General features: G+C 70.4%; 13 protein-coding genes. 4 read left to right on the top strand and 9 right to left on the bottom strand.

The window, feature by feature from the left end; genetic code table 11:
- Positions 1-21 precede the first annotated feature (21 nt).
- From M3195_RS07075 to M3195_RS07095, 5 genes are all read right to left on the bottom strand, one after another.
- Positions 22-450: an FtsB family cell division protein gene (locus tag M3195_RS07075; protein ID WP_251585974.1), complete on the bottom strand. Its 429-nt coding sequence runs from the start codon at positions 448-450 to the stop codon at positions 22-24.
- A 190-nt stretch (positions 451-640) separates the two neighbouring features.
- Positions 641-1,921, bottom strand: a complete 1,281-nt coding sequence (gene eno, locus M3195_RS07080; protein ID WP_251585976.1) for a phosphopyruvate hydratase — start codon at positions 1,919-1,921, stop codon at positions 641-643.
- 99 nt (positions 1,922-2,020) lie between these two features.
- Entirely contained in the window at positions 2,021-2,680 is a 660-nt protein-coding gene (locus M3195_RS07085; protein WP_251585978.1) for an O-methyltransferase, read from the bottom strand.
- 32 nt (positions 2,681-2,712) lie between these two features.
- On the bottom strand, positions 2,713-3,759 hold the full coding sequence (locus M3195_RS07090; RefSeq protein WP_251585980.1) for a DUF1648 domain-containing protein: 1,047 nt from the start codon (positions 3,757-3,759) through the stop codon (positions 2,713-2,715).
- Entirely contained in the window at positions 3,756-4,190 is a 435-nt protein-coding gene (locus tag M3195_RS07095; protein WP_251585982.1) for a GntR family transcriptional regulator, read from the bottom strand. The genes M3195_RS07090 and M3195_RS07095 overlap by 4 nt, the downstream gene beginning before the upstream one ends.
- 104 nt (positions 4,191-4,294) lie before the next feature.
- Here M3195_RS07095 and M3195_RS07100 point away from each other — a divergent pair, with 104 nt between their 5' ends.
- Positions 4,295-4,765 (top strand): DUF4442 domain-containing protein, encoded by a 471-nt coding sequence (locus M3195_RS07100; RefSeq protein ID WP_251585984.1) that lies wholly within the window; start codon positions 4,295-4,297, stop codon positions 4,763-4,765.
- Positions 4,766-4,823: 58 nt separating this feature from the next.
- The gene (locus M3195_RS07105; RefSeq protein ID WP_251585986.1) at positions 4,824-6,080 is read left to right on the top strand and encodes an APC family permease; all 1,257 of its coding nucleotides are present in this window, start codon (positions 4,824-4,826) and stop codon (positions 6,078-6,080) included.
- Here the strand turns inward: M3195_RS07105 and M3195_RS07110 are convergent.
- The 3 genes from M3195_RS07110 to M3195_RS07120 all read right to left on the bottom strand — a co-directional run bounded on the left by M3195_RS07110 (position 6,046) and on the right by M3195_RS07120 (position 8,865).
- Positions 6,046-6,873: an SGNH/GDSL hydrolase family protein gene (locus tag M3195_RS07110; protein WP_251585987.1), complete on the bottom strand. Its 828-nt coding sequence runs from the start codon at positions 6,871-6,873 to the stop codon at positions 6,046-6,048. The genes M3195_RS07105 and M3195_RS07110 overlap by 35 nt on opposite strands.
- 51 nt (positions 6,874-6,924) lie before the next feature.
- A complete protein-coding gene (locus tag M3195_RS07115) occupies positions 6,925-8,196 on the bottom strand; it encodes a histidine--tRNA ligase (protein ID WP_251586449.1) in 1,272 nt (423 codons plus the stop codon).
- Between the two features lie 63 nt (positions 8,197-8,259).
- On the bottom strand, positions 8,260-8,865 hold the full coding sequence (locus M3195_RS07120) for a MazG family protein (RefSeq protein WP_251586451.1): 606 nt from the start codon (positions 8,863-8,865) through the stop codon (positions 8,260-8,262).
- A gap of 149 nt (positions 8,866-9,014) precedes the next feature.
- On the opposite strand from M3195_RS07120, the gene M3195_RS07125 reads away from it, so the two are divergent.
- Together M3195_RS07125 and gdhA are read left to right on the top strand one after the other, a co-directional pair.
- Complete coding sequence (locus M3195_RS07125; protein ID WP_251585988.1) at positions 9,015-11,702, top strand: phosphoenolpyruvate carboxylase; 2,688 nt, start codon at positions 9,015-9,017, stop codon at positions 11,700-11,702.
- A 100-nt stretch (positions 11,703-11,802) separates the two neighbouring features.
- Positions 11,803-13,128 (top strand): NADP-specific glutamate dehydrogenase, encoded by a 1,326-nt coding sequence (gdhA, locus tag M3195_RS07130; RefSeq protein WP_374209313.1) that lies wholly within the window; start codon positions 11,803-11,805, stop codon positions 13,126-13,128.
- An 83-nt stretch (positions 13,129-13,211) separates the two neighbouring features.
- Here gdhA and M3195_RS07135 read toward each other — a convergent pair whose 3' ends face one another.
- Entirely contained in the window at positions 13,212-14,639 is a 1,428-nt protein-coding gene (locus tag M3195_RS07135; protein ID WP_251585992.1) for an APC family permease, read from the bottom strand.
- Positions 14,640-14,666: the final 27 nt, after the last annotated feature.

Below are 14,666 nucleotides of genomic sequence, written 5' to 3' on the forward strand. Positions count from 1 at the left end.
CCGCGCGGGCTGCGACCGCGGTCAGCGCGCGACGACAGCGGTGTCGCTGAGGCCGGCCGAGGTGAGCGTGCGCAGCAGCTGCGGCATCCAGTCCGAGGGCTTCTCCTCGAGCGTTTCGCTGATCGGCCCCTGTTCCTGGGGCAGCGCGGCGGGGTCGAGGTCGTTGTCGATGAGGTAGACCACCTCGCCGGGCTTCACGTAGTAGAGGCGCTCGCGCGCCTGCGTCGTGATGTACGCCGGGTCGTTCCAGCGCTCGCGTTCCGTCTGCAGCGCCGTGATCTCGTCCTCCGACACCTGGATCGAGTGCTCGAGCGCGCCGATCTTCTGGCGCTGGTCGATGTACGTGCCGAGTGTCGGCACGAGCACCCACGCGCCCAGCACGACGAGCGACAGCATGATCACGGAGAAGGCGGAGAGCCGGATGCCGGACGCCCACTCGCGCACGTCCACGCGCCGCTCGCCGGCACCGCGCGTTGCAGCGGTTCCTCGGGGTGTCGAGGCGCGCCCGCCGCGCGGAGCAGTGGGCGCCGTGGGGGCGCGCGACGTGCCCGCAGACGCCGAAGGAGGAGCCGGTCGTCGTGCCACGGCTCCTCCTCCGGGTTCAGACCGCAGGGGTCTGGTGGATCGTCTTCAGCTGCACTCAGCCCTGGTAGCGGGGGAAGGCGGAGCGGCCGGCGAACACCGCGGCGTCGCCCAGCTCCTCCTCGATGCGCAGAAGCTGATTGTACTTCGCGACGCGCTCGCTGCGAGCAGGCGCACCCGCCTTGATCTGACCCGCGTTGGTCGCGACGACGAGGTCGGCGATCGTGGTGTCCTCGGTCTCGCCCGAGCGGTGCGACAGCATCGCGGTGTAGCCGGAGCGCTGTGCCAGGCTGACTGCGTCGAACGTCTCGGTCAGGGTGCCGATCTGGTTCACCTTGACGAGCAGCGAGTTCGCGACGCCGCGCGTGATGCCGTCGGCGAGGCGGCTCGGGTTGGTGACGAACAGGTCGTCGCCGACGAGCTGGACCTTCGAGCCGAGCGCGTCGGTGAGGAGCTTCCAGTTGTCCCAGTCGTCCTCGGCGAGGGCGTCCTCGATCGTGACGATCGGGAAGTCGTTCACCAGGCCCTGGTAGTACTCGATCAGCTCGGGGCCGGTCCAGTCCTTGTTGTCGAGGCGGTACACGCCGTCCGAGAAGAACTCGGTCGCGGCGACGTCGAGGCCGAGCGCGATGTCGGTGCCGGGCGTGAAGCCGGCCTTCTCGATCGCCTTGACCAGGAAGTCGAGGCCCTCGCGGTTGCTGGGCAGGTCGGGGGCGAAGCCGCCCTCGTCACCGAGGCCCGTCGCGTAGCCGGCGGCCTTCAGCTCGCTGCGCAGCACGTGGTAGGTCTCGACACCCCAGCGCAGCGACTCGGAGTAGGTCTCGGCGCCGATCGGCGCGAGGAAGAACTCCTGCATGTCGATGCCGTTGTCGGCGTGCTCGCCGCCGTTGATGACGTTGAAGAGCGGCACGGGCAGGACATGCGCGTTGGGTCCGCCGAGGTAGCGGAACAGCGGGAGGTCGGCGGAGTCGGCGGCTGCCTTCGCCACGGCGAGGCTCACGCCGAGGATGGCGTTGGCGCCGGTGCGCTGCTTGTTGTCGGTGCCGTCGGTCTCGATGAGGATCTCGTCGACGATGCGCTGCTCGCTCGCCTCGACGCCCTCGAGGGCCGGGCCGAGCTCGTCGATGACGGCCTCGACGGCCTTGAGGACGCCCTTGCCGCCGTAGCGGCTCTTGTCGCCGTCACGCAGCTCGTACGCCTCGAACGCACCGGTGGATGCACCGGAGGGGACGGCGGCCCGCTGGACGACGCCGTCATCGAGGAGCACCTCCACCTCGACGGTCGGGTTTCCGCGCGAGTCGAGAATCTCGCGTGCGCCTACAGCCTCGATCAGTGCCACTGATGTGCTCCTTATTCAGAGAGGAAGATGTGTGGAGCGTCGTCGATCCGCGCCCAGTCTAGCTCGCCGTCCGCTCTGGCCCAGGGGTCGCGTCCGGGGTCAGACGACGATGGCGAGAGCGATGCCGTCCCACCCCTTGACGCCCACGGTCTGCAGGGCGGTGGCGTCGAAGCGGGGGTCCTCGCCCAGCATCCGCAGGCCCGCGCGCGTGCCGATCACCTTGGGGTCGGTGGTGTCGTCGCGCACGATCTCGCCGTCTCGGCCGATGTTGTCGAGCACCACGACGGTGCCCGGATGCCCGAGTGTCGCGGCCCAGTCGAGGTAGAGCGTGTTCGACTCCTTGTCGGCGTCGATGAACACGAGGTCGAAGCCGCCCTCCAGCGTCGGCAGCACGTCCTCCGCCCTGCCGACGCGGATGTCGACGCGGTCGCCGACACCGGCCGCATCGATGCTCCTGCGTGCGACGGCGGCGTTGTCGGCCTCGGCCTCGACCGTGACGACCAGGCCATCCGGTCCGACGGCCCTCGCCATCCAGATCGTGGAGTACCCGCCGAGCGTGCCGATCTCGAGCACCCGCCGGGCGCCGCTGATGCGCACGAGCAGGTTGAGCAGCTTGCCGCCGACCGGCGCGACCTCGATCTCGGGCAGTCCGGCCTCGCGCTGGGCGTCGAGCGCGGCCTCCAGATGCGAGTCGTGTCCGACCAGGAGGTCGGCGAGATAGCCGTCGGCGTCCGACCAGGCGGAGGGCGTGGATTCCATGCCCTCAGCCAACCGCGATGCGGCTGAGGGCGTCAAGGGCCGACAGCCGGGGGTGCCGGCGCTTCGGCTCCCCGGTCGACGTAGGTCTGCAGCAGCGCCGCACCCTCCTCAGCTCCATCGACCGTGACGAGGAAGGGCTTGCGCTCCCGTCGCGACACCTCGATCGCCGGACCGCGACGCGTGACGATGCCCGTGCGGCCGTCGACGGAGATGCGCCAGCCCCAGCCCCCGAACTCCCCGACGGGCGACACCTCGATCGCGCGCGCCCCGGCGACCTCGTCGAGCGGGATGTCGACGCGCGGCCGTCCGAGCAGCGATCGGGCGGCGAATCCCTCGGGCGTGATGCTCACGCGGTACGAGGCGGTGGCGGCGATGGCCAGCGCGACGACGACCACCACGACCGCGACGATCCACCCGCCGGCGACGCCGGTGGCGATCAGCACCGAGGCGAGCGCGACCATTCCGGCGAGCACGAGAGCGAGCAGCAGGAGGATTGCTCGCGGCATGGTTGCGGTGGCGAGCCAGACCACGCGCTCGCCGGCGCCGACGCGCACGTCCCGCCGCGGCGCGAGAACCCCTCCGTCGGGAGTGCGGTAGCGCGGTTGAATCACCCAGGCGAGACCGCCGAGGACGACGAGACCTGCCAGCCCGAGCCCCATGACTCCGCCGATGCCGGGCACCTCTGCGCCGGGGGCGAGATCGCGCTGGATCCACAGCGAGCCCAGGCTCATGACGGCCGCGAACGCCGACATCCCTGCGGCGAGCGCGCCCATCAGCCGGGCGGCGGCGCCCCACTGGTCGCGCGCCGACACGAGGGTCGTCACGGCCATCAGCAGCGGCACGCCGAACCCGATGCCCACAAGCAGCCAGAGGTAGGTGGATGCCGGGCCGAAGCCGTCGGCCCCGCCGACGCCCCAGTGCGTGGCGACGGGTTCGGACAGGCCGGGGAGCCAACCGACGAGCACGACGGCGGCGACGGCGACGACGATGGCGGGCACGACGAGCGCGACAAGGAGGAAGAGCAGTCGCGCTCGCCTCAGCGACGTCGCGGATCGGGGTCGGGGGTCGGTGGACGTCATGACGGTTCCTCCTGGGGATCGGCTGTCGCTGGAGATGTCTGGCTTCGAGGAGCGCTCAGCAGGTCGCTCGGAACAGGTCGGGCATCGGCGTGGGTGCGGATGATCCCGGCGAGGATCTCGGCGGAGACCCCCATCTGGGCGGCGCGGGCAACGAGGTCGTCGATCTCGTGCGCGAGGTCGGCGAGCGGCGCGGCTGCCGCCGAGATCACTGCTCCTCGCCCGCGCCGGAGATCGATCAGCCCTTCGTCGCGGAGCCGCTGGTACGCGTGCAGGACCGTGTGCTGGTTGATGCGCAGCGCCGTGGCGACGTCGCGCGCGGCGGGCAGTCGGTCTCCTGGCGAGAGGGCGCCCGCGAGCAGATCGGCGCGGATGGATGCCGCCACCTGGTCGTACAGCGGCCGGGGGCTCTCGGGGTCGACCCTGATCAGCATTCGCGCTCCTCTCTTCTTCCCTAGTAATTCTAGGAGAACTATAAAAACTGTGGCAACCTCCAGAAGAGTTCGGATGCGGCGCTCCCCTGCCGCACACTGACGAGATGCGCATCACCCCGCGCCGTCTCGCGATCGGCATGAGCCTCTGGGCACCGAACCTGTTCAGCGGCATCCGCGTCCGTCGGTTCGCGGACGACTGGACCCACGCGACCGTCGAGCTGCACGTCAACGTCCTCACCCGCAATTACGTCAAGACCGCGTTCGGCGGATCGATGTCGGCGATGACCGATCCGTACTTCTTCATGCTCGTGATGCACCAGCTCGGCCGCGACTACGTCGTCTGGGACACCCGCGGCGAGATCGAGTTCGTGAAGCCGGGTCGATGTGTGCTCACGGCCGAGTTCGAGGTCTCACGCGAGAAGGCTGCGGAGCTGCGGGAGCGTGCTGCCGGCGGCGCCAAGGTGCTCGAGTGGTTCGAGACCGTGATCACCGATCGCGAGGGCGACGTCGTGGCGCGGGTTCGGCGCGAGGTGTACGTCCGCGAGAAGAAACGGGTCACCGCCTCCCGCGGCTGAGATCCCCTCCGACATGCCGCGATACCGCCCGTTCACCCGCCCGTGACACGATGACCTCGTGCCCCTTGCCCGCCGCCTGAGCCTCGCTGATGCCGTCGTCATCGGCCTGGGCTCGATGATCGGCGCCGGCGTCTTCTCGGTCTGGGGCCCCGCGATCGGGGTCGCCGGCAACGGCATCCTCATCGCGCTCGGAGTCGCCGCGGTCGTGGCATACTGCAACGCCACCGCCTCGGCCCAGCTGGCAGTCGCGTATCCCGTCGCCGGCGGCACTTACGCGTACGCGCGGGCGGAGATCGGCCCGTGGTGGGGTTTCGTGGCCGGGTGGAGCTTCGTGATCGGCAAGATCGCGAGCTGCGCGGCGATGGCTCTGACCTTCGCCGCCTATGCGGCCCCTGCGGGGTGGCGGATACCCGTGGCGGCGGCGGCCGTCGCCGCGCTCGTCGCGGTGAACTGCTTCGGAGTGACGCGCACGGCGCTGCTCACCCGCATCCTCGTCGTGTGCTCTCTTCTCGGACTGGCGGTCGCCGTCGCGATCGGCGTGGGTTCGCTGCCCGGCGGCGACCCCGCGCCGTTGTCCGACACGAACGCGTACGGCGTGCTGCAGGGTGCGGGACTGCTGTTCTTCGCATTCGCCGGGTATGCGCGCATCGCGACGCTCGGCGAGGAGGTGGTGGACCCCGTTCGCACGATCCCGCGGGCGATCGTGCTCGCCCTGGGCGGCGCCGTCGTCGTGTACGCCGCGGTGGGGATCACGGTCACACTCACGCTCGGCGCGGACGCCGCGGCCACCGGCGCTCCGCTCGCGGAGGTCGTCGCGGCGAGCGAGTGGTCTGCACTCGGTCCCGTGGTGCGGATCGCCGCATCCGCCGCGTCGCTCGGAGCGCTGCTCGCCCTCCTCACCGGTATCGGTCGCACGACACTGGCGATGGCACGGCAGAGCGACCTGCCGCGTGTCCTCGCGCACATCGACGAGCGGTGGCAGGTCCCCCGCCGCGCGGAGATCGCCGTGGGCATCGTCGTCATCGGCATCGTGCTGCTCGGCGATCTGCGCGAGACCATCGGATTCTCCTCGTTCGGCGTGCTGCTGTACTACCTGATCGCCAACGCCGCGGCATTCCGGCAGACGGGGCCGACGCGTCGGTATCCGCGCGCACTGCAGGTGATCGGCGCGCTCGGATGCCTGCTGCTCGTGAACACGCTTCCGGTCATGGCGTCGCTGATCGGTACGGCCGTGGTGCTGCTCGGCATCCTGTATCGCGGCATCAGGCTGCGGATCGGGATCAGCGCGGAGGCGTCGCACGGCGCCGAGCGCTGAGCGCCGCCTCCGCAGCACGCTGGACGTCGGGAAGAAGCGCCTCAGCCGTGCGGCGGTAGCCGAGAGGGCTCGGATGGAATCGGTCCATGCTGAACATCGCGTCAGGGTCGTCGAAGAACAGTGCTCCCACCGCCCGCCGGAGGTCGACCGGTCGAGCGCCCGCGACCCGTGCGGCCCCGGTCTGCGCGGCGGCCAGCCGGCGCGACATGCTGGAGATCAGGCGCCGGAGCGGTTGCGGGACCGGGCGCAGCGCGCCGAGGTCGGGGCAGGTGCCGACGACGACCTCCGCGCCCCGCTGACGCAGGCGGAGGATCGCGTCGTGCAGGTGCTGCGTCGACACCGCGACCGGCACTCGGTGCGTGACGTCGTTGCCGCCGACGATGATGACGGCGACGTGCGGCGCGTAGTCAGCGGGCAGGCCGTCGAGCTGGGCGGCGAGGTCGGAGGACTCGGCGCCCACCACCGCGCCCGTGCGCAGATCGACGGGTCGCCCCGTGCCGCGCGCGAGTCCCTTCGCGAGCCGCCCACCGAGCGTCTCCTTGCGGCGGAGGGCACCGAGACCCGCCGCCACCGAGTCGCCCAGCACGAGAAGTTCGAACGGTCGGCCGTCCAGCCTCCGTCGCCACACCCGGTCGGCATCGAGCGAGTCCTCGCCCAGCGGCTTCCCGATCCGGCGGCGTGCGACGGCCGCCTGACGCGTCAGGACGGCTCGGATGCCGGCGGCGAGCGCCACCGTCGCGACCCCGAGCCCGAGCCCGACGCCCACTCCGGCGACGAGGGACGAACGGCTCACGCTCTGATTCGACCGGACCGCCGTGAACGCGACGTGAACGAGCGCGCCTTCTCAGCTGAGCGGCTTGAGCTCCAGGTCGGAGGCGCCGGCGCTCACGGTCGCGAAGGCCGTGTAGCCGTCGGCGGCAGAGCGCTCCAGCAGCGCCTTGACGTTCTTGGTGCGCCGTTCGAGCCGCACGCGGGCGCCGGACGCGACGAGCGCGGCCTTGTGCGAGACGAGCTCCCCGACCGGCACGTCGGCGTCGTGGATCAGCACCACGGCGCGCTCCTCAGCATCCGTCCCGTCCGCGACGAGGTCGACGAGCCGCTCGAAACCGAGCGAGAATCCGACCGCCGCGACCTGCTGTCCGAGGAACCGTCCGATCATGCCGTCGTAGCGGCCGCCGCCGCCCAGCGAGTAGCCGACCGAGGGATGCGCCAGCTCGAAGATCGTGCCGGTGTAGTAGCCCATGCCCCGCACGAGGAACGGGTCGAAGACGAGCGGGACGTCGGCGGGTTCGGCGGAGGGGGCGACCGGAGCTCGACCCGCCGACACAGCCTCGCCGATGCCGACGAGGTGCGCGACGATCTCGTCGGGCGCACCGTCCGGCAGCGCTTTGCGGATCTGCCTCTCGCCGAACGGGTTGTACTCCATGGTCTGCGGGCGCCGCAGGAACGCCTCGAACGCATCCACAGCGGATGCCGCGGCTCCCCGCTCGCGGAGCTCGGCCGCCACGCCCTCGACGCCGATCTTGTCGAGCTTGTCGATCGTGATGAGCACGCCGGGGCGCTCCTCGGCGGTGAAGCCGAAGCTGTCGAGCATCCAGTCGAGCGCGCGACGATCGTTGATGCGCACCGTCGCGCCCTCGAGCCCCAGAGCGTCCACGGCGTCGAGCGAGGCCACCATGAGCTCGGCCTCGGCCCGCGACGAGTCGTCGCCGATGATGTCGATGTCGCACTGCACGAACTGGCGGTAGCGCCCCTTCTGCGGACGCTCGGCGCGCCAGACCGGCCCGATCTGGATCGCGCGGAACACTCCGGGAAGCTGTCCGCGGTTGCTCGCGTAGAAGCGCGCGAGCGGCACCGTGAGGTCGTAGCGGAGTCCCAGGTCGGCGAGCGCCCCCTGATCGTCGGCGGCCGCCTTGATGGCCTCGGCGTCGAGTCCGCGGCGCAGCACGTTGTAGGCGAGCTTCTCGTTGTCTCCGCCGATCCCGGCGTGCAGACGCGAGTACTCCTCGAGCGCGGGGGTCTCGATCTCGTCGAACCCGTGCACTCGATAGCGGTCGCGGATGACGGAGAGCACCCGCTCGCGGCGGGCCTTGTCGGCGGGGAGGATGTCGCGCATGCCGCGCGGCGGGTTCACAGTAGCCACGTCTCCATCTTCCCAGGTCGCACCGGGTGCCTCCGGTCAGCGAGCGGCCTCGGCGGCACGCACCTCGCCCTCGAGGCCGCGCAGACGCTCGCGCAGTGCGCGCTCGGCATCCCACCCGCGTTCGCGGGCCAGCGCGACGAGGGCGATCATGGCATCGCCGAGCTCGGCTTCGCTCGAGGGCGCGGCCGCGGACTCCGTCGCGGCGGGCTCGACGCCGACACCGGCTGCGCGTCCGACCAGCTTCTGGGCGAGGGCGAGCGCCGGCATCCCGCGCGGCACGCCGTCGAGCACGCTGGTCCTGGTGCGCTTCTCGGCCGCCTTCGCCGCGTTCCAGTGCACCAGCACCTCTTCGGGCGTGTTCGCGACGTCACCCGCGAAGACGTGCGGATGCCGCCTGACCATCTTCTCGGTGAGGGTCTCGGCCACATCGTCGATGTCGAACGGGTCGTACGGATCCTGCGCCGCGACAGCAGAGTGGAACAGCACCTGCCACAGCAGGTCGCCGAGCTCTTCACGCAGGTCGTCGCTCGTGCCGCTCTCGACGGCCTCGATCACCTCGTGCGACTCCTCGATGAGATAGGGCACGAGGTCGCGATGGGTGATGCGCTGCGACCACACGCAGCGCTCTCTGACGGCGCGCATGGTGTCGGCTGCAGCCCGCAGCGGATCGGTCTGGGAGTCTTCGGTCACGGCTGCTCCTCGGTGCGGATCCTCGGTTCGGATCGACTCTCTCACGTCTCGCGCCGTCATGCGTGCAGGGCACCGCTCCCGACCCGGCTACGCTCGTGTGCGTGACCCCCGCACAGAGTTTTCCCGAGCCCACCGACACCTCGGCCATCCGCATCATCGGCCGATTCGAAGCGGGCCGCGGCATTCCGGACGCCATGCGCTCCGACGTGAGAATGCTCGGCGGTCTCCTCGGCCAGGTGCTGCGCGAAGCCGGAGGCGACGAGCTGTTCGCCGATGTCGAGCGCCTGCGTCTCGCCACGATCCAGGCGTACGACGAGGAGACGTCCGACGCGTTCGACCGCGCTGCGGCGATCGCGGAGTCGTTCACGATCGAGCGTGCCGACGAGGTCGCCCGCGCCTTCACGTGCTACTTCCACCTGGTCAACCTCGCCGAGGAGCACCAGCGCGTGCGCGTACTGCGCGAGCGCGCCGGCCAGCCCGGCCGCGAGGACGCCGCCGACACCGTCGCGACCGCCTACGCCCGGCTGAGGTCAGAGGTCGGCGACGACGAGGCGCGCCGTCGTCTGCGGGGTCTGCGCTTCCACCCCGTGTTCACCGCGCACCCGACCGAGGCCCGGCGCCGCGCGGTGTCGTCGAGCATCCGCCGCCTGTCGGAACTGCTGACCCAGCACGACGCGGCGAGCGAGAGCGGCGCGGAGCAGCGTCGCGCACGCCGCCGCATGCTCGAGGAGATCGAGACGCTGTGGCGCACGGCCCCGCTGCGCGCGCAGAAGCCCTCGCCCACCGACGAGGTGCGCACCGTCATGGGAGTGTTCGACGAGACGCTGTTCACGACCGTGCCGCACGTGTATCGCCGTATCGACGACGCCCTGCGCGGCGACGACTCCGGCGCCAGCGAACCCGTCGTGCCCGCGTTCGTGCGCGTCGGGTCGTGGGTCGGCGGCGACCGCGACGGCAACCCGTTCGTCACGGCATCCGTCACCAGGGAGGCGTCGCAGATCGCCTCCGATCACGTGCTGCGCGGACTCGAGCGCGCCCTGGAGCGCATCGGCCGCACGCTGACGCTGGATGCCGAGGGCACGCCGCCGAGCGACGAGGTGACGGCCCTGTGGGAGCGCTTCGCGGCGGCCGAGCCCGGCCTCGCCGACGAGCTCGCCGCGCGCTCGCCCGGCGAACCGCACCGCCGAGTCGTCCTCGCCCTCGCGCACCGTGTCGGCGCCACCCGTCGAGGCGACGACGAGCGCTACGGGGCGCCCGAGGAGCTCCTTGCCGATCTTCGCGCGGTGCAGTCGTCGCTGGCGGATGCCGGCGCCCGTCGTCACGCGTTCGGCGGCGTCCAGCACCTGATCTGGCAGGTCGAGACGTACGGCTTCCACCTGACCGAGCTCGAGGTGCGCCAGCACTCGCAGGTGCACGCCAAGGCACTCGCCGAGCTGTCCGGCGACGAGCCGGTGAGCGCGCAGACCGAGGAGGTGCTCGAGGTCTTCCGCGCGATCGCCGACATCCAGCGCGACCGCGGCCTGCGAGCCGCCGGTCGCTATGTCGTGTCGTTCACGCAGGCGGCGTCCGACCTCGCGAACGTGTACGCGCTCGCTCGCCACGCGCTCGGCGACGACGCCCCGGTGCTCGACGTCGTCCCGCTGTTCGAGACCTTCGCCGATCTGCAGGCCGCGCCCGCCATCCTCGCCGAGGCCGTCACGTTCCCCGAGTTCCGCGAGCGGATGGCCGCCACCGGCAACCGCCTCGAGGTCATGCTCGGGTACTCCGACTCGTCGAAGGACGTCGGCCCGGTCGCCGCCAACCTCGCGCTGTACGAGGCGCAGGAGAAGATCGCGCTCTGGGCCACCGAGTCCGGCATCGAGCTGACGCTGTTCCACGGTCGCGGCGGTGCTCTCGGCCGCGGAGGCGGACCCGCGAACTCCGCGATCCTCGCGCAGCCGCCGCACTCGGTCGACGGCCGCTTCAAGCTCACCGAGCAGGGCGAGGTCATCTTCGCCCGCTACGGCGAGCCGGCGATCGCGATGCGTCACATCGATCAGGTCGCCGCGGCGACCCTGCTCGCATCTTCGCCCACCGTCGAGCAGCGCACGAGCGATGCCGCCCGACGGTTCGCCGACATCGCCGAGGTCATGGACCGGTCGTCGCGCGAGCGGTTCTTCTCGCTCGTGAAGGCCGACGGCTTCGCGCCGTGGTTCGCGACCGTGACCCCCATGGAGGAGATCGGCCTGCTCGCGCTCGGCTCGCGTCCCGCGCGTCGCGGCCTGTCGGTCGAGTCGCTGGAGGACCTCCGGGCGATCCCGTGGGTCTTCGCCTGGACGCAGGCGCGCATCAACCTCGCGGGATGGTTCGGACTCGGCACGGCACTCGCCGCCGTCGGCGACGAGCAGCGTCTGGCCGAGGCCTACCGCGAGTGGCCGCTGCTGCACACCATGATCGACAACGTCGCGATGAGCCTCGCAAAGACCGACGAGCGCATCGCCCGCCAGTACCTCGCACTCGGCGACCGCGACGACCTCGCGCAGCTCGTGCTCGACGAGCTGGCGCTCACCCGCGAGTGGGTCATCCGCCTCACCGGCGGCGTCGGCCTGCTCGAGAACAAGCCGATCCTGCAGCGCGCGGTGCAGCTGCGCACGCCCTACGTCGACGCGCTGTCGCTGCTGCAGCTGCGCGCGCTCCGCGCTCTCCGCGACCCGGCCGAGGCCGTGGGCTCCGGGTCGGAGGACGAGCAGCGCCGCCTGCTCCTGCTCTCGGTCAGCGGCGTGGCCGCGGGCCTGCAGAACACCGGATGACGTCGCGCCGCACCGCGCCCTCGTCGTCCCGATCAGAAAGTCCTCTCGCGTGACCGCTTCCGCCCCGCCCTCACCCGACTTCGCCCCGCTCCCCGGCGCCGTGCAGCCCGTGTTCGACACGGTGCTGACGCGCAGCGCTCACGAACCCGAGTTCCAGCAGGCCGTGCACGAGGTGCTGACCTCGATCGCGCCAGTGCTCGACCGGCATCCGGAGTACGTCGACGGCGGCATCGTCGAGCGTCTCGTCGAGCCCGAACGGCAGATCCTGTTCCGGGTGCCGTGGGTCGACGACTCCGCAAGGCTGCAGGTCAACCGGGGCTACCGCATCCAGTTCTCCTCCGTGCTCGGACCGTACAAGGGCGGACTGCGCTTCCACCCCTCGGTGAACCTGTCGATCATCAAGTTCCTGGGCTTCGAGCAGATCTTCAAGAACGCGCTCACCGGCCAGGGCATCGGAGGCGGCAAGGGCGGCTCCGACTTCGACCCGCATGGCCGGTCGGATGCCGAGATCATGCGCTTCTGCCAGTCGTTCATGAGCGAGCTGTACCGACACCTCGGCGAGCACACCGACGTCCCTGCCGGCGACATCGGGGTCGGTGGCCGCGAGATCGGCTACCTGTTCGGCCAGTACCGCAAGATCACCAACCGCCACGAGTCGGGCATGTTCACCGGCAAGGGCACCGGCTGGGGCGGCGCCGAGGTGCGCACCGAGGCGACCGGTTACGGCGCGGTGTTCTTCGCGCAGGAGATGCTCGCCGTGCACGGCGACTCGCTCGACGGCAAGCGCGTCGCGGTGTCGGGGTCGGGCAACGTCGCGATCTACGCCATCCAGAAGGCCGCCCAGCTCGGAGCGACCGCCGTGACGGCATCCGACTCCTCGGGATACGTGGTGGACGACGCGGGGATCGACGTCGATCTGCTCCGTCAGATCAAGGAGGTCGAGCGGGCCCGCATCGTCGAGTACGCGAACCGCCGACCCGGCGCGCGCTTCGTCGAGGGCGGCAGCGTGTGGGAGGTCGCCGTCGACATCGCGGTTCCCTCGGCGACTCAGAACGAGCTCGACCACGACGCCGCGCAGGCGCTGATCGCGAACGGCGTGCGCGCCGTCTCGGAGGGTGCGAACATGCCGTGCGTGCCCTCGGCGATCGACGCCTTCCAGGCGGCCGGCGTGCTCTTCGCCCCCGGCAAGGCCGCGAACGCGGGCGGCGTCGCCACCTCGGCGCTCGAGATGAGCCAGAACGCCTCTCGGCAGCGCTGGAGCTTCGACGCGAGCGAGAGCAAGCTGCGGGAGATCATGGGCGACATCCACCGCGCGGCGTTCGAGGCCGCCGAACGGTACGGCGCCCCCGGCGACTATGTCGCGGGGGCCAACATCGCCGGTTTCGAGCGCGTGGCCGCCGCGATGCTCGCCCAGGGCGTGATCTGACGCCTTGGGCGTTTCGAATCGCGTGAATGGCAGCTCCCACCCGGGGAATGCTGCCATTCACGCGATTCGAACCGGCCGACGCCTCAGCGCTCGTCGACCGGAACCTTCACGACCTTGTTGAATCCGGTCACTGCCTGGTTCTCGTCGAACGCGACGACCTTCTTGCGGAAGCCCTTCGTGATGACCGCGAGGTAGATGAGGCCGAGCACGGTCCAGGTGATGCCGCCGATCAGCGCGTCGGGGTGCAGGTTGACCCACAGCAGGCCGGTGAGCAGCGTGCCGATCGCGGGCATCACGATGTACGAGAAGATCTCCTTCGGCGTGCGACGCATGCCCTTGCGGATCGCGAACCACGCGATCACGGAGATGTTCACGAACGTGAAGGCGATCAGGGCGCCGTAGTTGATCCAGGCGGCGATGAGCTCGAGCGTGAACGGGATCGCGAGCAGCGAGATCGCCCCGACCAGCACGATGTTGAACGTCGGCGTGTGGGTGCGGCGGTTGATGTAGCCGAATGCTCGCTGCGGCAGCACGTTGTTGCGGCCCATCACCAGCAGCATGCGCGACACCGAGGCGTGCGAGGCGAGGCCGGACGCCAGTGTGGCGCAGAAGCCCGCCGCCGTGAGAACGGCCATGAGGACGTTGCCGCCGACGAGCTCGCCGATGATCGGCAGGGTCGAGTCCTCGACGAACTGCATGTCGCCGCCGGGGGCGAACTCGTTCCAGTCGGGGAACCGCAGCTGCGATACGTACGAGGCGACGAGGAAGATGCCACCGCCGATGAGGACGGTGAGGAGGATCGCCTTCGGCATGATCTTCGGGTCCTTCGCCTCCTCGGCGTACATCGTGACCGCGTCGAACCCGATGAAGGAGAAGCAGACGATCGTCGCACCGGTCAGCACCGCGCCGAGGGTCACGTCGTCGTGCAGGAAGGCGCCGACCGACAGGATCGTCGCCGCTCCGTCACCGCGCATCAGCTGCGCGACGACGAGCACCACGAACACGACCATGACGACGATCGAGAAGACGAGCAGGATCATGTTGAGATTCGACGTGCCGCGCATGGTCATGTAGATGACGCTCGTGACCGCGATGCAGTACAGCACCACCCAGATCCACGCGGGGACGTCGGGGAACATCGCCTCGAGATAGCTCTTGATGATGAGGCAGTTCACCATCGGCAGCAAGACGTAGTCGATCAGCGACGTCCAGCCGACCATGAAGCCGAGGTTCGGATGGATCGACTCGCGCACGTAGGTGTAGGCCGAACCGGCGCTCGGGATGGCGCTCGCGATCTTGCCGTAGCTGATGGCCGTGAACACCATCACGACCAGCGCGACGAGGTAGGCGGCGGGGACGACGTCGTTCGTGTCGCGGGCGACCATTCCGAAGGTGTCGAACACCACGGTCGGCGTCATGTATCCGAGTCCGAGACCGACGATCGCCCAGAGACCGAGATTGCGCCGAAGGGTCCCGCCGCCGTGCGCGAGCGGCTTCGTCTTCTCTGCCATGTGTACTCCTCGGGGAAGCGCAGGGGC

It is taken from the genome of Microbacterium hydrocarbonoxydans (assembly GCF_023715885.1).
GTDB classification, from domain to species: domain Bacteria; phylum Actinomycetota; class Actinomycetes; order Actinomycetales; family Microbacteriaceae; genus Microbacterium; species Microbacterium hydrocarbonoxydans_C.